The following is a 19606-nucleotide window of genomic DNA, read 5'->3' as shown; positions in this document are numbered from 1 at the left end:
TGCCTACCTATTACTCTTGAGCCAAGGCCGCGCTGTGTGGCCATGGAGGAGTGAAATGAGGAGCAGAAACCCGGTCTTCTCGCGACGGGGGTTCAGCCGCGACAACGGCTACGCGGGCTTCAACGCCGCGCCGCAGGCCGGGGGTCCCGCTGTCGGTACGCAGCAGGGCAACCCGTACGCGCAGGGCAACCCGTATGCCCAGCCGGCCGGCAACCCCTACGCGCAGAACCCTTACGCCCAGCAGGACGTGCAGTACGGCGCCCCGCAGGCCCCGGTCACCACCACCGGTGTGATGACCATGGACGACGTGGTCGCGCGCACCGCGACGACGCTCGGCACCGTGGTCGTGACCGCTGTCCTGTCCTGGCTGCTGCTGCCCGTCGACGAGGCCAACATCGGCAAGTCCTACGGCATCGCCGTCGGCGCCGGTCTGGTCGCGATGGTGCTGGCGCTCGTCCAGTCCTTCAAGCGCCGCCCGGCGCCCGCGCTGATCCTGTCGTACGCCGCCCTCGAGGGCGTCTTCCTCGGCGTGATCTCCAGCGCGGTGTCCACGTACATCGCGGACGGCGTCGTCGCCCAGGCCGTACTCGGCACCATGGCGGTCTTCGCCGGTGTGCTCGTGGCCTACAAGGCGGGCTGGATCCGCGTCAACCGCCGCTTCGTCGGCTTCGTCATGGCCGCCGCGCTCGGTTTCGTCCTGCTGATGGCGGTGAACCTGCTGTTCAGCGTCTTCGGCGGTGGTGACGGACTCGGCTTCCGCAGCGGTGCCCTGGGCATCGTGTTCGGCGTCATCGGCATCATCCTCGGCGCCTGCTTCCTCGCCCTGGACTTCAAGCAGGTCGAGGACGGCATCGCCTACGGCGCGCCGCGCGAGGAGGCCTGGCTCGCCGCCTTCGGCCTCACGCTGACGCTGGTGTGGATCTACATGGAGTTCCTGCGACTCCTCGCGATCCTCAACAGCGACGACTAGCACTCGGTGTGAGCACGTGTGAGTGAGCACGTGTGAGCACTGAAGGGGTCCCGGGATCTCCCGGGGCCCCTTCGTCGTGTTCGGGTCCGGTGTGGTGTCCTGCTGGCGCGCTACAGCAGCTTGCGCGCGGCCCTCCTCAGGTCGTACTCGTGGATGATCGCCTTGGCGTGGCCGTACGCGAGGTCGTACTCGTGGCGCAGCCAGCTGACCTTCTCCTCGAAGCGGAGAGCGGGGCCTTCGTCGACGGTGCGCAGCCAGTCGGAGACTTCACGACCGGTGCAGTGAGGGATGCGGGCGAGAATGTTGCGGTGGGTCTCCTCGGAGAGGACGTGGGACATCGGCGCCTCCGGACGCAATGGGGTGTAAGCCGGTCCTTCAGGTCACGGTGCCTGAGCGTTCGCCTGTTGGCAACAGTCCTGCTGCGGCGCTGTACGCTCACCGCGTGGTTGATACGACGCCTCTGTCCCGTGCGGTGGAACATTTTGCCGATCGTTTGAGGGCGGCGCCGCAGTCCCGCCTGCAGCGGGGGGCCGCCGCGGAGGCGCTGGCGCTCGCCAGAGAGCTGGCTCGGTGGGCGCAGGTTCTCGAGGATGCCGAGCGCGAGCCTCGGGTGATGCCTGACGCCGGGATGTTCGCCGCCGCCGATCAGATCACTGTGGCGGGGCATGATCTGGCGGTTGTGTTGACGAGTGAGGGTGAAGTCGCTCAGGCGGTGCTGCTGGTCGAAGAGGCGCAGAAGCGCGCGGGCGTCTGAGGTGGGCGCGCGACGGCCGGTCGCGGGGTGACCGGCCGCGCCCACGGGGCCTGACCGGCCGCGCCCACGCGGCGGTCCGCACACCGATGCGGCCGTGTGCCCCGGAAAGCCAGGAAGCTCCGGAAGCCAGGGAGCTCCGGAAAGCCAGGAGCTAAAGGCTCGCTATGACCCTGTCCGCCAGGATGTAGACGTTCTCCTCCCCGCACGCGAACGTCAGGGTGTACGCGCCTGAGATGCCCGAGCCGCCCAGGAGGTACGGCGTCTCGCCGACCGTCAGGGCCGTTGCCAGGCGTTCCGCTGTCTCGCGGTGGCCCGGGGTCATGCAGAGGGTGGTGCCGTCGGCGAAGACGTAGACGTCGAGGGTGCCGAGGGGGCCCGGGCGGACGTCGGTCAGTTCGGTGCGGGAGGCGGCCAGTTCCTCGAGGGTGGCCACCGTGCGTTCGTGGTCGCCCACGACCGGTGACTGGACCGGGACGAAGTCCGGGTGGGAGGGGTGACGGCGGCGGGCCGCGGCCAGTTCCGGGGACTCTCCCCCCAAGGGGGTGCCCGCGGCGAACTCGTCGGCGTCCGCGGTCGGCTCGGTCACGGGCTCCAGGTGCTCCAGGCCCACGAAGTCGGCCTGGCGGGGCAGGAACAGTTCGCTGTCCGGCAGGCCCAGCAGGGAGGGGCCGTCGGGGACGTCACGGGCCTCCTGGGCGGCCCAGAACGCGCGTGCCTCGGCCAGCTCCCGCTCCCGCTCCTCGGCCAGCGCCTCGGCCACCGCGGCCCGTATCTCATCCGTGTCGGCCGCGGTGCGGGCGGCCGGAACGAGGCCGTGCGTCTCGGCGGCGTTGTTCTGCGCGAGCTGGGTGTGCAGGGCTGCCACCTGTCGGCGCAGCAGCACGAGGGTGCGCAGGACGGCGACGCCCACGGCGCCCGTGGCGGCCGTGGTGACCAGCAAGGCGATCGGCATGGCGCTCACTGACGTACTCCCGGTTCAAAGTCGACCCCCGACTTCCTACATCAGCTTGAAGGGCGGACTATCCAGCTGTCAGTGCGTAACGTCACGAAACGGACAGGGCATTTGGCCTGGGGTTTAGTGGTGAAACGGCTCTGAGCTGCGTAAATCCCTCCGGCGAGGGAGATAGGTCACATCCTGGGGGAGATTGGATCACAAAAGAGCCCGGAATCCAGGCGTTTCCCGGACTCCGGGCCATCGGCTCACGGTGGGTGCCGTCGCGGCTACCGAGAGGTCTGCGCGCGACGGCTGTCAGTGGGTCAGCTGAGGCGCTCGATGACCATCGCCATGCCCTGGCCGCCGCCGACGCACATCGTCTCCAGGCCGAACTGCTTGTCGTGGAACTGGAGGGAGTTGATGAGCGTGGTGGTGATGCGGGCGCCGGTCATGCCGAAGGGGTGGCCCACGGCGATGGCGCCGCCGTTGACGTTCAGCTTGTCGAGGTCGATGCCGAGGTCACGGTAGGAGGGGATCACCTGGGCGGCGAAGGCCTCGTTGATCTCGACCAGGTCGATGTCGTCGATGGTGAGACCGGCGCGCCGGAGGGCCTGCTTGCTCGCCTCGACCGGGCCGAGGCCCATGATCTCGGGGGAGAGGCCGGAGACGCCGGTCGACACGATGCGGGCGAGCGGGGTGAGGCCGAGCTCGCGGGCCTTGGTGTCGCTCATGATGACGAGGGCGGCGGCGCCGTCGTTCAGGGGGCAGCAGTTGCCGGCGGTGACCAGGCCGTCGGGGCGGAAGACCGGCTTGAGGCCCGCCACGCCCTCCATCGTGACGCCGGCGCGGGGGCCGTCGTCCTTGCTGACGACCGTGCCGTCGGGGAGGGTCACCGGGGTGATCTCGCGCTCCCAGAAGCCGTTCTTGATGGCTTCCTCGGCGAGGTTCTGGGAGCGGACGCCGAACTCGTCCATCTCCTCACGGGTGACGCCCTTCCAGCGGGCGAGGTTCTCGGCGGTCTGGCCCATCGTGATGTAGGCGTCCGGGACGAGGCCGTCCTCGCGCGGGTCGTGCCAGGTGGTGCCCTCCTGCGCCGCGACGGCGGCCGTGCGGGCCTCGGCCTCGGCGAAGAGGGGGTTGTGCGTGCCCGGCATGTCGGAGGTGCCGTTGCCGTAACGGGAGACCGTCTCGACACCGGCCGAGATGAAGACGTCGCCCTCGCCGGCCTTGATGGCGTGCAGGGCCATGCGGCTCGTCTGGAGCGAGGAGGAACAGTAGCGGGTGATCGTGCAGCCGGGCAGGTGGTCCATGCCCATCTGTACGGCGACGATCCGGCCGAGGTTGTGACCCTGTTCGCCGCCGGGGAGGCCGCAGCCGAGCATCAGGTCGTCGATGTCCTTCGGGTCCAGCTCGGGGACCTTGGCGAGGGCCGCCTGGATGATCGTGGCGGTCAGGTCGTCCGGGCGCAGGTCCTTGAGGGAGCCCTTGCCGGCGCGGCCGATGGGGGAGCGGGCGGTCGAGACGATGACGGCTTCGGGCATCACGGCTCCATTGGCGGTACGGGGATGGGTATGGCTGTGTGGGAAGTTACCCGTCCGTATGGGCGGGGTCACCGGGGGCGAGGTGTGACCCTGACCGCAATTTTCTAAGCGCTTGCTTTTTTCTCGCCCCCGCCGCCCCTACCCATCCCATCCCAGGGGCTCCGCCCCTTCGACCCCGACGGCGGCTCCGCGCCGAACCTGGCGGGGCTGCGCCCCTGCACCTGGCGGGGGCTGCGCTCCCGGCCCTCCGACGGGGGGACTGCCCGCTGCCCCCGGCGGGCTGCCGCCCCTGCGCCCCTCGCGGGGCTGCCGCCCCGCACCCCGCTTCGGCCCTGAACGGGCCTCGTCCTCAAACGCCGGACGGGCTGGGTTGCCCCTGCCCGGCGCTCGCCACGTGCCCTGGGCGGGCTGGGTTGCCCTGCCCGGCGCTTGCCAGGTGCCCTCGGGCGGGCTGGATTGCGCTGATCGGCGCTTGTCAGGTGGCGTCGGGTGGGTTGAGCGTGAGGCCCACTTTTCAGCCGACCGAGTCGGGTGGCGGGGTGGGCATAGGCCCGGGGGTCCAGGGGGCGGAGCCCCCTGGACGGGACTGGAGGGGGCTCGGCTTCGAACGCCGGGCGAGCTGGACGTGGTGCGCCTCAGGGAGACAGCGGTGTTGGTTCCGGCTCGGGGACCCGGCGGCGCCGGCGGCGCTTGAGGAGGGCCCAGGGGCCGCGCGGACCCGTCGGCATCGCCGCCGTGACCTCTGTGCCGGCCTCCGCCGCGGCCTCCGCCGCCGCCCGGGCGACCGGCAGGAAGCCCTCGCGGCGGGAGACGTCCGGGCGTTCCTCCTCGGCCGGCCACAGGCCCAGGGCCGCGCAGACCGTGGGCAGGACGGCCATCGCCGCCGTGGCGTAGCCCTCCGCGGAGGGGTGGTAGTGGTCGGGGCCGAACAACTCGCGGGGGTTCGCCTCGAACTCGGGGCCCAGTAGGTCGCCGAGGGAGACCGTGCGGCCGCCTTGCTCCACCACGCCGATCGTCTGGGCTGCCGCCAGCTGGCGGGAGGCCCGGCGGGCCAGCCAGCGCAGGGGCTGGCCCACCGGCTCGATGGTGCCCAGGTCGGGGCAGGTGCCGACGACCACCTCCGCACCGGCGGTGCGCAGCCGTCGTACCGCTGCCGAGAGATGACGTACCGAGCGGGTCGGAGGCATGCGGTGGGTGACGTCGTTCGCGCCGATCATGATCACGCAGATGTCGGGCACCCGGTCGACATCGCCGAGGACCAGCGCGACCTGCCGGTCGAGGTCGTCGGACTGGGCTCCGGGCAGCGCCACGTTCCGCAGCTTCACCGGGCGTTCGGCCACCGCCGCGAGGCCGGAGGCCAGCAGCGCGCCGGGCGTCTGGCCGACCCGGTGGACACCCTGGCCCGCCGCCGTGGAGTCGCCGAGCAGCGTGAGGCGCAGGGCCTCCTCGCCGGGGGTGGCGTACGACCTGCCGTACAGGCCGTCCGCGACCGGGACGCGTCCGTTCGCGCCGTTGCCGTTGACATGGCGCCGCGCCAGCTGCGCCTCCGCCAGCAGCAGTCCGACCACCGCCGCCCCGGCCAGTCCGATCCCGCCGCCGCCGTAGGCCGCGCCGGCCGCGATGCGCCGGGCCACCCTTGCCCTGGACATGCTCGTCATGCCTCGACGCCACCTCCTCGTGTCCGTACACCCACTCCTTGCCCCGTACGGACCGTCGGCCAATCTCAACGGGGAGTGAACGTCCCTGCCGGGGCCGTAGGCTGGCGACACCAACCACGACCACTGTTTTTTGCAAGCAACCGGAGACAACGGTGCGATTCCACGACTCGATGATCAGCCTCGTCGGCAACACCCCGCTGGTGAAGCTCAACAGCGTGACCAAGGGCATCCGGGCGACCGTCCTGGCCAAGGTGGAGTACTTCAATCCGGGCGGCTCGGTGAAGGACCGCATCGCCCTGCGCATGGTCGAGGCGGCAGAACAGAGCGGGGAGCTCAAGCCCGGCGGGACCATCGTCGAGCCGACCAGCGGCAACACCGGGGTGGGCCTCGCCATCGTGGCGCAGCAGAAGGGGTACAAGTGCATCTTCGTGTGCCCCGACAAGGTCAGCACCGACAAGATCAATGTGCTGCGGGCCTACGGAGCGGAGGTCGTCGTGTGCCCCACCGCCGTCGACCCCGAGCACCCGGACTCGTACTACAACGTCTCCGACCGGCTCGTCCGGGAGACCCCGGGCGCGTGGAAGCCCGACCAGTACTCCAACCCCAACAACCCGCTCTCCCACTACCACTCCACCGGCCCCGAGCTGTGGGAGCAGACGGAGGGGAAGATCACCCACTTCGTCGCCGGTGTGGGCACCGGCGGCACCATCTCCGGGACCGGGCGGTATCTGAAGGAGGCCAGCGACGGCCGGGTTCAGGTCATCGGTGCCGACCCCGAGGGTTCCGTGTACTCCGGCGGCTCCGGGCGGCCGTACCTCGTCGAGGGCGTCGGTGAGGACTTCTGGCCGACCGCCTACGACCGGACCGTGGCCGACGAGATCGTCGCCGTGTCCGACAAGGACTCCTTCCAGATGACCCGTCGGCTGGCCAGGGAGGAGGGCCTGCTGGTGGGCGGCTCCTGCGGTATGGCCGTCGTGGCCGCGCTGCGGGTCGCCGAGCGGCTCGGGCCGGACGACGTCGTCGTCGTCCTGCTGCCCGACAGCGGCCGCGGCTACCTCAGCAAGATCTTCAACGACGAGTGGATGGCCGACTACGGCTTCCTCGAGGACGAGGGCCCCAGCGCCCGCGTCGCCGACGTCCTCAGCGACAAGGCGGCCGGCGCCATCCCGTCCCTCGTCCACATGCATCCCGACGAGACCGTCGGCCAGGCCATCGAGGTCCTGCGCGAGTACGGCGTCTCGCAGATGCCGGTCGTGAAGCCGGGCGCCGGTCACCCGGACGTCATGGCCGCCGAGGTCGTGGGGTCCGTCGTCGAACGCGAACTGCTCGACGCCCTGTTCAGCAAGAAGGCCTCGCTGGACGACCCGCTGGAGAAGCACATGTCCGCCCCGCTGCCCCAGGTCGGCTCCGGCGAGCCCCTCGGCGACCTGATGTCCGTGCTGGGCACGGCGGACGCGGCGATCGTCCTCGTCGAGGGCAAGCCCACCGGAGTCGTCAGCCGCCAGGACCTCCTCGCCTTCCTGGCCAAGGGCGGGAAGTAGCTTCCGACGCCTGGGAGCCGAACTCACGGGAAACCTGCGGTGAACCGGCCCCGCCGGCGGCGAACTTCCGTTTGCCCACCCAAGTGGTGGACTTCGCGGAAGTGGTACGAGCGCGTCACGTCCGCGCAGCACACGCTTAACACGGGTCCGGCACATTAGTGGGTGTCGGCAGGGCGGGAGCGGCTCCCCGCCCCCGCCGGCACCGAAACGGCGTCACGGACCTCCGGAGCGGCTCCCGGACCTCCACAGACGCCACGGACGCGCAAGCCCGGCCTGACCCGGCCCGCGTCCCTCGCGGGGACCGCCGTCGTCCCGCCCCCCGGCAACGGGGGTGCGGCGGTCCCCGCGCAAGTCTTTTCCGGCGGCTCCTTCAGGGCCGGATGCCGGTGCCGGATGCCGGTGCCGGGGCCGGATGTCAGTGCCGGATGCGACCATCGCCGTATGGCCCTGCCGCAACCCGATGACCTGACCTCGCTCGTGCTGCGTACCGACTTCGGTGACGACGCGGCCTGGGACGCCCTGCGTGCCGCGGTCCACGCCCTCGACGGCGGACCGCACGCCACCTGGGTCAGCGACCCGCGGTTCGCCGGCGTGGGCATCCCGGAGCTCCTGCACGAGGACAACGCGGCCGACGAGGACGAACAACTCACGCACCTGTTCCTCGCCGACGCCACCGCCCTGGCCGACCCGCAGCACCGCCTGCTGGCCCTCGACCTCTACGACGAGCCCGGACGGACCTTCCGGGTGCCGCCGGCCTGGTTCCCGGACATATCCGCGAACCTGTCCATCGCCAACATGGACTTCGAGGACTTCGCCGACTGCGCCGACGCCTCAGGCACGTTCCGTGGCTTCGGGGACGGCTGACGTCCAACTCCCCAGCAGCGCGAGCCTCTCCTCCGTCTCCGACCCGGGTTCCGGCGTGTAGACCAGCAGCGTCTGGTCCGTGCTCGCCGAGATCGCCAGGGTCTCGTAGGGGAGGGTCAGCAGGCCCGCCACCGGGTGCTGGACGCGCTTCACGCCGTACGCGCACTCGGCGACCGGGTGGTCGGCCCACAGGCGGCGGAAGTCCTCGCTCTTCAGGGAGAGCTCGCCGACGAGTGAGGTGAGCCCGCGGTCGTCCTGGTGGTGGCCGGCCAGCATCCGCAGGTAGGCGACGGACTGCACGGCGACCGCGTGCCACTCCGGGTAGAGGGTGCGGGCGGCCGGGTCGAGGAAGATCCGGCGGGGGACGTTGCGGGCCTCGGGCGGTGTCCCGTCGTAGCCGAAGAGCGCGTTGCCGAGCGCGTTCCAGGCCAGGACGTCCATACGGCGGTCCAGGACGAACGCCGGGGTGCGGTCCATGCTGTCCAGCAGGAGCTGGACGCCGGGGCGGACGCGGGGTGCGGGCGGCCGGCCGGGCTGTCTGCGGGGGCGGGCCACCGCGCGCAGGTAGGCGTGCTCGGTCTCGTCCAGGCGCAGGACGCGGGCGAGCGCGTCCAGGACGGCGTCCGAGACTCCCCCGGTCTTCGTCCGGGAGGGGCCCCCGGGGCCGCGGCCCTGTTCCAGGCGGACGTAGTAGTCGACGCTCACCCCGGCCAGCTGCGCCACCTCCTCGCGGCGCAGGCCGGGCACGCGGCGGCGGCCGTGCGAGGGCAGGCCGACCTCCTCGGGCCGGATGCGGGCGCGGCGTGAGCGAAGGAAGTCTCCGAGGTCCCCGTCCATGGGTTCGATCGTAGGGGAGCGGCGGCCGGCGAACCTGGTACTGGCAGACCCAGGAAAAACGCATCCCTGGGTGGGGCCGGTGCGGGCGGCGAGGGTGGTGTGTGCCGCCGGGGAGACGCCCCGGCCCGCAGCCGAGGAGCACCTCATGTCGTACGAGAACCTGGCCGGCCGTACCGCTGTCGTCACCGGTGCCGCCAGCGGCATCGGTGAGGCCACCGCCGTTCTGCTCGCCGCCCGGGGCGCGCGGGTCGCGCTGGTGGCGCGGCGCGGGGAGCGGCTGGAGGCGCTCGCCGGGAAGATCCGCGCGGACGGGGGCGAGGCCCTCGCCGTGGTCGCCGACGTCACCGACGACGCGTCCGTGACCGCGGCCGCCGCGCGCGTGAGGGAGGCGTACGGGCGGGTCGACCTGGTCGTGAACAACGCCGGCGTCATGCTGCCGCACCCGGTCGAGGACGGCCGGGCCGACGAGTGGCAGCGCATGCTCGACACCAATGTCACCGGTGTGCTGCGGGTGATCCGCGCCTTCACCGCCGACCTGGTCGACACCGCCGCCGAGGGGGGCACCGCGGACCTGGTGAACGTGTCGTCCGTGGCCGCGCACCTCGTGTTCCCCCATTACGCGGTCTACGGCGCCACCAAGGCCGCCGTCACCTACCTCTCCCAGGCGCTGCGCGCCGAGTTCGGGCCGCGGGACGTGCGGGTCACCAACATCGAGCCGGGGCTGACCGAGACCGAGCTGGCGACCCATGTCGCCAGTGCCGAGCTGTCGGCGCAGCTGGACGGTCTGTTGGAGGCCGTCGGCGGACTGGCGGCGGAGGAGATCGCCGATGTCGTCGCCTATGTCACCAGCCGGCCCCGGCACGTCAACCTGCGCCAGATCATGGTGCTGCCGACCCGCCAGGCCTGACCCCGCCGGTCAGTCCTCCCAGTCCCCGCCCTGGGAGGACCTGCGGCGCCGCCCGCCGAACAGGCCCGGGTTGGTGCGGGCGGCCTGGACCGCGTTGACGCCGACGATGCCCACCCAGGAGACGATCAGACCGGGCAGGTTCGCGGCGCCCACGCCGATCGCCGACAGCGGCACCGCCAGCACCAGCGAGACGATGCCGAAGCCGAAGCGCTCGCCCCAGGAGTCCGTCGCCCGGGGCGAGCGGGCGTCCCGGGCCACGACCATCTGCTGCTCCGCGAACTGGCGGCGCACCCGGCGCTCGACCGCGCCGTCGATGCGCTGGTCGACCTTCTCCAGGAACGAGTCCACCAGCGCGGACTCGTACTCCTCACCCAGCTCCCTGCGGGCTCGCAGGGTGGCGTTGAGTTCCTTCTTCAGCTCGGCGTCCCGCGCGTCCATGGTGGTCTCCCGTCCCGTCATGGCTTCCACGGTAGGGAGCGGTCGCGGCGTCGGCACTGGGGTTAGCCCCCCTGTCCGGGCTGGGGTTCGCCCGGTGGCACCTGGGCGATCCCCCTTGTCCCTGCTGTATGACGTCATGCAGAGTTCTGGGTGAGTGAATGGATTGTCGACGGGTCGGTGTCCGGATCGAGGGAGTCGGGGCTTGACGTCGTCGCGGGTCGTGGACGTGCCGCTCGCCGCCCGGCAGACGCCGCGGGCGCGCGGCGCGTACCGTCTCGTCGTCGGCTGCGAACTCGTCGCCGCCGTACGGGCGTTGCGCCGGCGCGGCGTCCGGCCCGGCCCGGGACTTCCGGCGGCCCGGCGGCCGGCCCGGTGCACGGACCTCTGGAGGGGGAGCGAGGCATGAGCGCGGACAGGGACACGGGCGCGGGCACGGGCGTGACGGACAGCCCCGCCACACGGCTGCAGGCGCTCTTCGAGGGGCACCGGCTGACGCCGACCCAGCGGCGCATCGCGCACAGCATGGTGCGGCGCGCCGCCGACGTGCCGTTCCTCTCCAGCGTCGAGCTGGCCGAACTGGCGGGGGTCAGCCAGCCCTCCGTCACCCGGTTCGCCGTCGCCCTCGGCTTCGACGGCTACCCCGCCCTGCGCAAGCACCTGCGCGAGGTCGCGCCCGTCGAGCAGGCCGCCGACTCGGCCTCGTACAACGAGTACCAGCAGGCCGTCGAGGCCGAGATCGAGAACCTGAGGCATCTGGCGGAGCTGCTCGCCGACCCACGGCCGGTGCAGCGGGCCGGGCGGCTGCTCGCGGCTTCACGGCCGCTGCCCGTGCTCGGTCTGCGGGCCGCCGCCGCCCAGGCGTACGGCTTCGCGTACTTCGCCGCCAAGGTCCATCCGGACGTGCGGCTGCTGCACGAGGGCGGCTCGATGCTCCACGACCGCGTCGACGCGGCCGTACGCGCCGGCGCCTCCGCCCTGCTGTGCTTCGCGCTGCCCCGCCACCCGCGCGAGGTCGTCGACGCCCTCACCTACGCCAAGGAGGCCGGGCTGACCGTGGTGACGGTCGCCGACTCGGCGTTCGCGCCGGTCGCCAAGGTGTCCGACCTGCTGCTGCCGGCCGCCGTCGGCACCGGGCTCGCCTTCGACACCGCGTGCGCGCCGATGCTGCTCGGGCGGGTGCTGCTGGAGGCGATGTGCGACGACCTGCCGGACGCGCAGGCGCGGCTGGAGGAGTTCGACGCGAAGGCGGCGGCGCGGGGGCTGTTCGTGGAGTGACGGCCCCGGTGCCTCGTTCTCGCGCTCCGCGCCGTTCTCAGACTGGTCTCACGGTCGCTCGCTAATCTGCTCGACCAGCAACTGCGTGTGTTGTCGAGTCGACGAGGAGGCGGAACGTGGCACGCGGGGATCGCAGAGCTCAAGGTCTGGCTCGGGTGGCCGTGGTCGTAAGGGCCGGAGCCGCGCCGATGTGGTGGCTCGGGGTGTTCGCGGCGGGCGTCGGCGTACTGGTTCCCGGACTGACGGGCCGGCGCATCGGTGTGATGGCGGGAGCCGCACTGTTCATCGTGGCGGCGGCGGTGGTGGCGCTGCTGCGCCGCGGGCGGTACGCCACCCTCGCGCGCGCGGCCGCCAGGGCGAGCAAGTACGACGTGCTCCAGGACCGCGGGGTGACCGTCCGGACCTGGCGCCGCGGCCACCGCTGGTGGCTGCTGCTGGCCTTCGCCGCCGCGCTGGGGAGCGCGTTCGCCGTGCCCGCCGCGGGCGGCATGCTGCTCGCCGGGTGCGGGACCGGGCTGCGGCTGAAGGCGGCCTGGCTGGGGCGGCTGGAGCGGGCCGAGGACGCGCTGCTGTGGGTGCGGGTCGACTGGCTCGCCGGGAACGGCGGCCGTCCGGCCGGCAAGGCGGTCAAGGCCTACCGCAGCACGGGTATCGCGGCGGGCGACGCGGCCCCGGGTGGAGCGCGCCGCCGCACCGCGGCACTCGTCTAGCTCGGTTCTGCGGACGGTTCGGTTCTGCGGACGGTTCGGTCCGGTCCTGCGCCGGTTCGGTTCCGCGGACGGTTCCGTCCTGCGGGCTTGGAGGCCTGGGGGTCGGAACCCCCGGCGGTTCAGACCTCCAGGTCCTCCTCGATCTTCTTCAGCTGGTGGCGGGCCATCGCCAGATTGGCCCGCTTGGCGTCGAGCACCAGGTAGAGGAAGAGCCCGTTGCCGCCGCGGCCGCTGATGAGACGGATCAGGTGGTACTGGTCGGACAGCGTGATCAGGATGTCCTCGATCTGTGCCTTGAGCCCGAGGTGCTCCATGGTGCGCATCTTGGCGCGCACCACGTCGGTGTTGCCGGCGGCGGCGACGTTGAGGTCGAAGCTCTTGCCGCCGCCCATCGTGCCCAGCGCCATGCCGCTGGTGTAGTCGACGAGCGCGACGCCGGTGGCGCCCTCGATGGAGGCGAGCGCTTCTTTGAGTGCGGTTTCGGTGTTGGCCATGACTGGTTCCTCGGTTCCTTCAACTCTCGGTGGTGGTAGGGGCGTTGGTTGTCGTGGTGCGTGGGGTGCGCGGGGTGCGCGCACTTCTGGTCCGTGCGGTGGCGGTGTCGGCGGGGGCCTTCGCCGGGGCTTTGGCCGGGGTGGCCGGGAGGGCCGCCGCCGCGTCGGCGAGCTCCCCGATGCGGGCCCCGGCCCGCCGGCCCTCCAGGTGCAGCCGGCCGACGTTGACGCGGTCCTGCGCGAGCACCGTGAGCACGGCGCTCTCCCCGGCCGCGTACGTGGCGACGTAGCCGTACACCCCGCGCACGAGCAGCTCGCGGAAGTCGCCCTGGCCGGTGGTGTCCGCCATCCGTACGGACACGGCGAGGGCGGTGGCGGTGAGCGCGGCCACGCCCTCCGGCTCCACACCGGGTGTGTCGTGGGCGAGGACGAGGCCGTCCACGCCCGCCGCGAGCGCTCCGGTCAGCTGGGGCACCCGGGCCCGCAGCCGCAGCAGCTCGGCGCGTATCTCGGGCTGGGCGGCCATCAGCGCTCTCCTCTCGGCACGCGGTCGCTGCCGTTCAAAGGGCCTCCAGCGCATCCCTGAGCCTCTTCAGCAAGGTGATGTCGGGGTCGTTGACACGGGGCAGGGTCAGCCCCGGCGGAGGCTGCGGGACGGGCGGCGGGAACTGCGCGGTCAGCAGGCCTGCCGCCGCCAGCCGGCGGACGTCCACCAGCGTGGCGAAGGCGTGCCGGCCCAGCGCCCGGGCGATGTCCGACGCGGTGCGCACCCCGTCCACCCGTGCGAGCACCGCGCGCTGCCGGGCGGTGAGCCCCGGCGCCGCCACCGGCTCGGCCCGCAGCAGCGGCGCGGTGTCCGGCAGCGGATCCGGCCACAGGCGGTGCAGCAGCGCACGGCGGCGCAGCGTCTCGCGCTCCAGCGCGTCGACCGCGACCGGCCGCAGCGCCCCGAATGGGTGCCCGGTGCCGTACCGGAACCGGCCCGGCGTGCTGCTGGGGGCGAGGGCGAAGTACGCGGCGTCGTACAACGCCCCCAGGTGGCACACCTCCAGCGCGCCCTGCCCGATACGGCCGGCCCCGAGCAGCAGACGGGCGGCGCCGTGCTCCTCGTCGGCCTGCTCGACGGCCTCCCGCCAGGCACCGGCGTCGAGCGTGCCGTGCGTCAGCAGGAGTACGTCGAGACCGGGGGCGAGCGGGCTCTCGGCGTGCGCCACCCGGCCCTCGGTGAGGTAGAGCGTGCCGCGCTCCCGTTCCAGGACTCCGGTGGCCCGCTCGGCCGCGAGCCGCGTCAGCATCGGCGACACCTCGCCACCCGCGCGGTGTCGGCCCGCCGCCTTGTCCCGCACCGGCAGCCGGGGCGGCGGGGTCGTCCCCACGACGGTCATCCCAGCACCAGCCGTCCGGCCATCTCGCCCAGCCGGATCCGGGCCAGCGCGAGATTGCCGTCCGACCGGGCCAGCCACACGTGCAGGAACACACTGCTGTCGAAGGACGTCGGCACGAACCGCAGGACGTGGTAGCTGTCCCGGTTGCTGATGATCAGGTCCTCGACTGGTGGGTCGGCGGCCTCCTCCCCGCTGCCGTCGTCGTGGTCGCCGGGCGTGAACGCCCGCTGCTCGGCCGTGAGCCGCGCGACCTCCGCGGCCTCGGCGGCCGCGGCCTCGTGGTCGCCGCCCGGGAACTCCCCGACCGTGCCCAGGGCCAGCCCGCTGGTCCAGTCGACCAGCGCGGCTCCCCGGGCCCCGGGCAGCCGCATGGCCTCCAGTAGGCACTCATCGATTCCGGGCACCGTGGCTCCCCTCCCGCCTGCGGTTCGGCTGAGTGAGGGAGAGGCTACGCAACGTGTGCGCGACGGGTGATGGTTCTGGCATTTTCCAGCGGAACATGCGCGGGATGACTAAGGTGGGTCAACTGTCCCTGTTTTCCCGACTGTTCAACACCAGGTCGGCGGGCGCGGGTCAAGGGCGCGAGGGTGGGGACGGGGTGGTGAGGGGTGGCGGCGTGTGCCCCCCATCGGGATCCGGCTGCCTCCTTCGCGTCTGTCGCCGTTCACGCTTCACGTGTGCCGCCGTGCGCGCCGTCGCCCGCGTCGCCGTTGCCCTCGCCGTTGCCGTGGTTGTTGCCGCCGGTGTCGCGCCCCGCCGTATTGACTAGCCCTATTCATGAAGTCAGGATGTGAATAACAACTGCAACAGTCCGCCGGGAGCACCCCAGCCGCAAGGAGGCAGACCATGTCAGGACCCCGCGCCGTACGAGCGCCGCGTGGTACGGAACTGAGCGCCCTCGGATGGCAGCAGGAAGCCGCCCTGCGGATGCTGCAGAACAACCTCGACCCCGAGGTGGCCGAACACCCCGACAAGCTCGTCGTCTACGGCGGGACCGGGAAGGCGGCGCGTGACTGGCGCTCCTTCGACGCGATGGTCCGCACCCTGCGGACGCTGAAGCAGGACGAGACCATGCTCGTCCAGTCCGGCCGCCCCGTCGGCGTCATGCAGACCCACGAGTGGGCCCCGCGCGTCCTGATCGCCAACTCCAACCTCGTCGGCGACTGGGCCAACTGGGAGGAGTTCCGCCGGCTGGAACACCTGGGGCTGACCATGTACGGCCAGATGACGGCCGGCTCCTGGATCTACATCGGCACCCAGGGCATCCTCCAGGGCACCTACGAGACCTTCGCCGCCGTCGCCGCGAAGAAGTTCGGTGGCACCCTCGCCGGGACGATCACCCTCACCGCCGGCCTCGGCGGCATGGGCGGCGCCCAGCCGCTCGCCGTGACCATGAACGACGGCGTCGCCCTCTGCATCGACTGCGATCCCCGCGCCATCGAGCGCCGCATCGAGCACCGGTACCTGGACGTGAAGGCCGACAGCCTCGAGCACGCCCTGCAGCTGGCGGTCGAGGCCCGTGACCAGCGCAAGCCGCTCTCCATCGGCGTCCTCGGCAACGCCGCCGACCTCGTCCCGCGGCTCCTCGCCATGGGCGCGCCCATCGACATCGTCACCGACCAGACCTCGGCCCACGACCCCCTGGCGTACCTGCCGCTGGGTGTGGAGTTCGACGACATGGCCTCCTACGCCGCCAAGGACCCGGCCGGCTTCACCACTCGTGCCCGTGAGTCCATGGCCCGGCACGTCGAGGCGATGGTCGGCTTCATGGACGCCGGTGCGGAGGTCTTCGACTACGGCAACTCGATCCGCGGCGAGGCACAACTCGCCGGCTACGACCGGGCCTTCGCCTTCCCCGGCTTCGTCCCCGCCTACATCCGTCCGCTGTTCTGCGAGGGCAAGGGCCCCTTCCGGTGGGCGGCCCTGTCGGGCGACCCCGCCGACATCGCGAAGACCGACAAGGCGATCCTGGAGCTGTTCCCCGAGAACGAATCCCTCGCCCGCTGGATCAGGATGGCGGGGGAGCGGGTCCACTTCCAGGGGCTGCCCGCCCGTATCTGCTGGCTCGGCTACGGCGAGCGCGACAAGGCCGGTGAGCGGTTCAACGACATGGTCGCGAGCGGTGAGCTGGCCGCTCCCCTGGCCATCGGGCGGGACCACCTCGACTGCGGCTCCGTCGCCTCCCCCTACCGCGAGACCGAGGCCATGCTCGACGGCTCCGACGCGATCGCCGACTGGCCGCTGCTGAACGCCATGGTCAACGTGGCTTCGGGTGCCTCCTGGGTGTCCATCCACCACGGCGGCGGCGTCGGCATGGGCCGGTCCATCCACGCCGGCCAGGTGACCGTCGCCGACGGCACGAAGCTGGGCGGCGAGAAGATCCGGCGCGTGCTGAGCAACGACCCCGGCATGGGCGTCATCCGGCATGTCGACGCCGGGTACGACATCGCGGAGTCGGTCGCCGACGAGCGGGGCGTGCGGGTGCCCATGCGCGAGGGTGACGACGCGTGACGGAGTATCAGGGCGGGCGCGGCAACTCTCCGGTGGGGGCTGAGGTCTCGTCGCCGGGCGCGGGTTCGGCTGTGCCCACCCGTTCCGCCCTGCGGGACGACTGCCCACAGCCCGGACAGACTGCAGCCTCGGACGACTCTGCCCGGCAGCCCGGACCGACTGCGGCCTCAGACCGCCCTGCCTCACAGCCTGGCGGCAGTTCCTTTCACTCGATGTGGCGCGAGCTGCGGCCCATCGGGCGGCATCCCGACTCCCACGGCTACCGCCGGTTCGCCTGGACCGGAGCCGATGCCGAGTGCCGGGCGTGGTTCAGGACGCAGGCCGAGGCTCGGGGGTTGGCCTACGAGGTCGACCGGAACGGCAACCAGTGGGCCTGGCTCGGGGATCCGGCCGCCGGGGACGCCGTCGTCACCGGGTCTCATCTCGACTCCGTACCCGACGGCGGCGCCTTCGACGGGCCCCTCGGGGTCGTGTCCTCCTTCGCCGCGCTCGACGAACTCCGCGGGAGGGGAGTGGAGTTCGCCAAGCCGCTGGCCGTCGTCAACTTCGGGGACGAGGAGGGGGCCCGGTTCGGGCTGGCCTGTGTCGGATCGCGGCTCACCGCCGGGCAGCTCACCCTCGAGCAGGCGCACCGGCTGACCGACGGGAACGGCATCACGCTGCCCCGGGCCATGGAGGCCGCCGGGTACGACCCGGAAGCCATCGGCCCGGACCCGGAGCGGCTCGCCCGCATCGGCGCCTTCGTCGAACTGCACGTCGAGCAGGGGCGGGCCCTCGACCTCAGCGGCGACCAGGTGGGCATCGCCAGTGCCATCTGGCCGCACGGACGCTGGCGGTTCGACTTCCGGGGCGAGGCCAACCACGCCGGCACCACCCGGCTGGTGGACCGGCGGGACCCGATGCTGCCGTACGCCGAGACGGTTCTCGCCGCCCGCCGCGAGGCGCAACTCGCCGGTGCCGTCGCCACCTTCGGGAAGATCGCCGTCGAGCCGAACGGCGTCAACGCCATCCCCTCCCTGGTGCGCGGCTGGCTCGACTCCCGCGCCGCCGACCAGGCGAGCCTCGACCAAGTGGTCGACGGCGTCGAGAAGGCGGCCCGCGAGTACGCCGCGACCCACGGCGTCGACCTGGACGTCGTCCGCGAGTCCTTCACGCCCGTCGTCGAGTTCGACCACGCCCTGCGCGACGAACTCGCCCGCATCCTCGGCAAGGACACCGGCCTCGAGGTCCCGGTCCTGGGCACCGGTGCCGGACACGACGCCGGCATCCTCTCCGGGAGCATCCCGACCGCCATGCTGTTCGTGCGCAACCCCACGGGCGTCTCGCACTCCCCGGCCGAGTACGCCGCCGAGGACGACTGCGTGGCCGGGGTGCGCGCACTCGCCGACGTACTGGAAGGGCTGGCCTGCACGTGACCCCCACGCAGCGGACACGGACGTACTGGCTGGAGCACGCCTGGCTCGACACCCACGTCGAGCCGGGCGTCGCCCTGACCGTGACCATCAGCGGCTCCGCCGCGGGCTCGGACGGCCGTATCACCGCCGTCCGTACGGGCGTCGACTCCCCGCCCCCGGGCGCCGAGATCCTCCGCGGCCTCACCCTCCCCGGCCTGGCCAACGCCCACAGCCACGCCTTCCACCGCGCCCTGCGCGGCACCGTCCAGGTCGGGTCCGGCACCTTCTGGACCTGGCGCGAGATCATGTACTCCTTCGCGGACCGGCTGACCCCCGACACGTACCACGCCCTCGCGCGCGCGGTGTACGCCGAGATGGCGCTGGCCGGCATCACCGCCGTCGGTGAGTTCCACTACGTGCACCACGCCCCCGGCGGCACCCCCTACGCCGACCCCAACGCGATGGGCGAGGCCCTGATCGAGGCCGCCGCCGAAGCCGGTATCCGCATCACCCTCCTCGACACCGCCTACCTGTCCTCCGGCTTCGGACAGCCGCCCGACCCCCACCAGCTCCGCTTCTCCGACGGCAGCGCGGACGCCTGGGCCGAACGCTGTTCACTTCTCAAGGAACGGGATCACGCACGGATCGGTGCGGCCGTCCACTCCGTACGGGCCGTGCCCGCCGAGCAGTTGGCGACCGTGGCGCGGTGGGCTCAGGAGCGCGGGGCGCCGCTGCATGTGCACCTGTCCGAGCAGACCGCCGAGAACGACGCCTGCCGAGCGGCCCACGGCTGCACGCCGACACAGCTCCTCGCCGAGCACGGCGTCCTCGGCCGGCGCACCACCGGCGTGCACAGCACGCACCTCACCGACGAGGACATCGCCCTCATCGGCCGCTCCGGCACCGGCACCTGCATGTGCCCGACGACGGAACGGGACCTCGCCGACGGCATCGGACCGGCCGTCGCCCTCCAGCAGGCCGGCTCACCGCTCTCCCTCGGCTCCGACAGCCACGCCGTGATCGACCTCCTCGAAGAGGCCCGCGCGATGGAGCTGAACGAGCGCCTGCGCACCCGCACCCGAGGCCACTGGACGGCCGCCGCCCTGCTGCGGGCCGCCTCCGCCGACGGTCACGCGGCGCTCGGCCGGGACGACGCGGGCACCCTGGAGACCGGCGCCGTCGCCGACTTCACGACGGTCGCGCTCGACTCGGTCAGGACAGCGGGCCCGCTGCCCCGGCTGGGCGCCGAGACGGCCGTATTCGCGGCGACGGCAGCGGACGTACGGCATACGGTCGTCGCGGGCCGGCACGTCGTACGCGACGGGGCCCACACGCTCGTACCGGATGTGCCGCGGGCCCTCGCGCGGGCCGTGGAAGCCCTGCGCGCCTGACC

General features: G+C 72.4%; 20 protein-coding genes and 1 pseudogene. 11 read left to right on the top strand and 10 right to left on the bottom strand.

What is annotated here, in order from left to right:
- The first annotated feature begins 55 nt into the window (after positions 1 to 55).
- Positions 56 to 970, top strand: a complete 915-nt coding sequence (locus IE263_RS09885) for a Bax inhibitor-1/YccA family protein (RefSeq protein WP_189934507.1) — start codon at positions 56 to 58, stop codon at positions 968 to 970.
- 110 nt (positions 971 to 1080) lie between these two features.
- Here IE263_RS09885 and IE263_RS09880 read toward each other — a convergent pair whose 3' ends face one another.
- Positions 1081 to 1308 carry a DUF4287 domain-containing protein gene (locus IE263_RS09880; protein WP_189934506.1) on the bottom strand — a complete coding sequence of 76 codons (228 nt, stop codon included), beginning with the start codon at positions 1306 to 1308 and terminating at the stop codon, positions 1081 to 1083.
- Between the two features lie 104 nt (positions 1309 to 1412).
- On the opposite strand from IE263_RS09880, the gene IE263_RS09875 reads away from it, so the two are divergent.
- Positions 1413 to 1724 (top strand): hypothetical protein, encoded by a 312-nt coding sequence (locus tag IE263_RS09875; RefSeq protein WP_189934504.1) that lies wholly within the window; start codon positions 1413 to 1415, stop codon positions 1722 to 1724.
- Positions 1725 to 1875: 151 nt separating this feature from the next.
- Here IE263_RS09875 and IE263_RS09870 read toward each other — a convergent pair whose 3' ends face one another.
- The 3 genes from IE263_RS09870 to IE263_RS09860 all read right to left on the bottom strand — a co-directional run bounded on the left by IE263_RS09870 (position 1876) and on the right by IE263_RS09860 (position 5857).
- Complete coding sequence (locus tag IE263_RS09870) at positions 1876 to 2676, bottom strand: hypothetical protein (RefSeq protein WP_189935319.1); 801 nt, start codon at positions 2674 to 2676, stop codon at positions 1876 to 1878.
- A gap of 305 nt (positions 2677 to 2981) precedes the next feature.
- Positions 2982 to 4199, bottom strand: coding sequence for an acetyl-CoA C-acetyltransferase (locus tag IE263_RS09865; protein WP_189934502.1), 1218 nt, complete (start codon positions 4197 to 4199; stop codon positions 2982 to 2984).
- 635 nt (positions 4200 to 4834) lie between these two features.
- Entirely contained in the window at positions 4835 to 5857 is a 1023-nt protein-coding gene (locus IE263_RS09860) for an SGNH/GDSL hydrolase family protein (protein WP_189934500.1), read from the bottom strand.
- A 152-nt stretch (positions 5858 to 6009) separates the two neighbouring features.
- On the opposite strand from IE263_RS09860, the gene IE263_RS09855 reads away from it, so the two are divergent.
- Together IE263_RS09855 and IE263_RS09850 are read left to right on the top strand one after the other, a co-directional pair.
- On the top strand, positions 6010 to 7398 hold the full coding sequence (locus IE263_RS09855) for a cystathionine beta-synthase (RefSeq protein ID WP_189934498.1): 1389 nt from the start codon (positions 6010 to 6012) through the stop codon (positions 7396 to 7398).
- A gap of 441 nt (positions 7399 to 7839) precedes the next feature.
- Entirely contained in the window at positions 7840 to 8262 is a 423-nt protein-coding gene (locus tag IE263_RS09850; protein ID WP_189934497.1) for a DUF6924 domain-containing protein, read from the top strand.
- Here the strand turns inward: IE263_RS09850 and IE263_RS09845 are convergent.
- Positions 8230 to 9099, bottom strand: coding sequence for a helix-turn-helix transcriptional regulator (locus IE263_RS09845; RefSeq protein WP_189934495.1), 870 nt, complete (start codon positions 9097 to 9099; stop codon positions 8230 to 8232). The two genes, IE263_RS09850 and IE263_RS09845, sit on opposite strands and share 33 nt — an antisense overlap.
- 145 nt (positions 9100 to 9244) lie before the next feature.
- On the opposite strand from IE263_RS09845, the gene IE263_RS09840 reads away from it, so the two are divergent.
- Positions 9245 to 10006: an SDR family oxidoreductase gene (locus tag IE263_RS09840; RefSeq protein ID WP_189934493.1), complete on the top strand. Its 762-nt coding sequence runs from the start codon at positions 9245 to 9247 to the stop codon at positions 10004 to 10006.
- A gap of 9 nt (positions 10007 to 10015) precedes the next feature.
- On the opposite strand, the gene IE263_RS09835 is transcribed toward IE263_RS09840, so the two are convergent.
- The gene (locus IE263_RS09835) at positions 10016 to 10444 is read right to left on the bottom strand and encodes a hypothetical protein (RefSeq protein WP_189935318.1); all 429 of its coding nucleotides are present in this window, start codon (positions 10442 to 10444) and stop codon (positions 10016 to 10018) included.
- Between the two features lie 232 nt (positions 10445 to 10676).
- Here IE263_RS09835 and IE263_RS09830 point away from each other — a divergent pair.
- The 3 genes and pseudogenes from IE263_RS09830 to IE263_RS09820 form a co-directional block, all read left to right on the top strand.
- Positions 10677 to 10850 (top strand): annotated as a pseudogene (locus IE263_RS09830) (histidine ammonia-lyase); the annotation flags it as partial.
- Positions 10847 to 11719: a MurR/RpiR family transcriptional regulator gene (locus IE263_RS09825; RefSeq protein ID WP_189934491.1), complete on the top strand. Its 873-nt coding sequence runs from the start codon at positions 10847 to 10849 to the stop codon at positions 11717 to 11719. The pseudogene IE263_RS09830 and the gene IE263_RS09825, both read left to right, overlap by 4 nt.
- 116 nt (positions 11720 to 11835) lie before the next feature.
- Positions 11836 to 12429 (top strand): hypothetical protein, encoded by a 594-nt coding sequence (locus IE263_RS09820; protein WP_189934489.1) that lies wholly within the window; start codon positions 11836 to 11838, stop codon positions 12427 to 12429.
- Positions 12430 to 12548: 119 nt separating this feature from the next.
- Here IE263_RS09820 and IE263_RS09815 read toward each other — a convergent pair whose 3' ends face one another.
- The 4 genes from IE263_RS09815 to IE263_RS09800 are packed head-to-tail and all read right to left on the bottom strand — an operon-like array spanning position 12549 to position 14712.
- The gene (locus IE263_RS09815) at positions 12549 to 12923 is read right to left on the bottom strand and encodes a roadblock/LC7 domain-containing protein (RefSeq protein ID WP_189934487.1); all 375 of its coding nucleotides are present in this window, start codon (positions 12921 to 12923) and stop codon (positions 12549 to 12551) included.
- 19 nt (positions 12924 to 12942) lie between these two features.
- On the bottom strand, positions 12943 to 13449 hold the full coding sequence (locus tag IE263_RS09810; RefSeq protein ID WP_189934485.1) for a roadblock/LC7 domain-containing protein: 507 nt from the start codon (positions 13447 to 13449) through the stop codon (positions 12943 to 12945).
- Between the two features lie 34 nt (positions 13450 to 13483).
- Positions 13484 to 14308: a transcriptional regulator gene (locus IE263_RS09805; protein ID WP_189934483.1), complete on the bottom strand. Its 825-nt coding sequence runs from the start codon at positions 14306 to 14308 to the stop codon at positions 13484 to 13486.
- On the bottom strand, positions 14305 to 14712 hold the full coding sequence (locus IE263_RS09800) for a hypothetical protein (protein ID WP_189934481.1): 408 nt from the start codon (positions 14710 to 14712) through the stop codon (positions 14305 to 14307). Before IE263_RS09800 ends, IE263_RS09805 begins: the two co-directional genes overlap by 4 nt.
- 442 nt (positions 14713 to 15154) lie before the next feature.
- Here IE263_RS09800 and hutU point away from each other — a divergent pair, with 442 nt between their 5' ends.
- From hutU to IE263_RS09785, 3 genes are read left to right on the top strand one after another with little or no spacing between them, the layout of a single operon-like run.
- Positions 15155 to 16819, top strand: coding sequence for a urocanate hydratase (gene hutU, locus IE263_RS09795; protein ID WP_189934480.1), 1665 nt, complete (start codon positions 15155 to 15157; stop codon positions 16817 to 16819).
- Positions 16816 to 18234: an allantoate amidohydrolase gene (locus IE263_RS09790; RefSeq protein ID WP_373311929.1), complete on the top strand. Its 1419-nt coding sequence runs from the start codon at positions 16816 to 16818 to the stop codon at positions 18232 to 18234. The genes hutU and IE263_RS09790 overlap by 4 nt, the downstream gene beginning before the upstream one ends.
- Positions 18231 to 19604: a formimidoylglutamate deiminase gene (locus tag IE263_RS09785; protein ID WP_189934476.1), complete on the top strand. Its 1374-nt coding sequence runs from the start codon at positions 18231 to 18233 to the stop codon at positions 19602 to 19604. Before IE263_RS09790 ends, IE263_RS09785 begins: the two co-directional genes overlap by 4 nt.
- Positions 19605 to 19606 lie beyond the last annotated feature (2 nt).

Origin of the sequence: Streptomyces aurantiogriseus, assembly GCF_014649375.1 — a bacterium.
Taxonomy (GTDB): domain Bacteria; phylum Actinomycetota; class Actinomycetes; order Streptomycetales; family Streptomycetaceae; genus Streptomyces; species Streptomyces aurantiogriseus.
This window is presented reverse-complemented; position numbering and strand designations above follow the sequence as displayed.

Coding starts and splice junctions, on each gene's coding strand:
- IE263_RS09885 (WP_189934507.1), top strand. CDS start 56: ATGAGGAGCAGAAACCCGGTCTTCTCGCGACGGGGGTTCAGCCGCGAC.
- IE263_RS09880 (WP_189934506.1), bottom strand. CDS start 1,308: ATGTCCCACGTCCTCTCCGAGGAGACCCACCGCAACATTCTCGCCCGC.
- IE263_RS09870 (WP_189935319.1), bottom strand. CDS start 2,676: ATGCCGATCGCCTTGCTGGTCACCACGGCCGCCACGGGCGCCGTGGGC.
- IE263_RS09865 (WP_189934502.1), bottom strand. CDS start 4,199: ATGCCCGAAGCCGTCATCGTCTCGACCGCCCGCTCCCCCATCGGCCGC.
- IE263_RS09860 (WP_189934500.1), bottom strand. CDS start 5,857: ATGACGAGCATGTCCAGGGCAAGGGTGGCCCGGCGCATCGCGGCCGGC.
- IE263_RS09850 (WP_189934497.1), top strand. CDS start 7,840: ATGGCCCTGCCGCAACCCGATGACCTGACCTCGCTCGTGCTGCGTACC.
- IE263_RS09845 (WP_189934495.1), bottom strand. CDS start 9,099: ATGGACGGGGACCTCGGAGACTTCCTTCGCTCACGCCGCGCCCGCATC.
- IE263_RS09840 (WP_189934493.1), top strand. CDS start 9,245: ATGTCGTACGAGAACCTGGCCGGCCGTACCGCTGTCGTCACCGGTGCC.
- IE263_RS09835 (WP_189935318.1), bottom strand. CDS start 10,444: ATGGACGCGCGGGACGCCGAGCTGAAGAAGGAACTCAACGCCACCCTG.
- IE263_RS09825 (WP_189934491.1), top strand. CDS start 10,847: ATGAGCGCGGACAGGGACACGGGCGCGGGCACGGGCGTGACGGACAGC.
- IE263_RS09815 (WP_189934487.1), bottom strand. CDS start 12,923: ATGGCCAACACCGAAACCGCACTCAAAGAAGCGCTCGCCTCCATCGAG.
- IE263_RS09810 (WP_189934485.1), bottom strand. CDS start 13,449: ATGGCCGCCCAGCCCGAGATACGCGCCGAGCTGCTGCGGCTGCGGGCC.
- IE263_RS09805 (WP_189934483.1), bottom strand. CDS start 14,308: ATGACCGTCGTGGGGACGACCCCGCCGCCCCGGCTGCCGGTGCGGGAC.
- hutU (WP_189934480.1), top strand. CDS start 15,155: ATGTCAGGACCCCGCGCCGTACGAGCGCCGCGTGGTACGGAACTGAGC.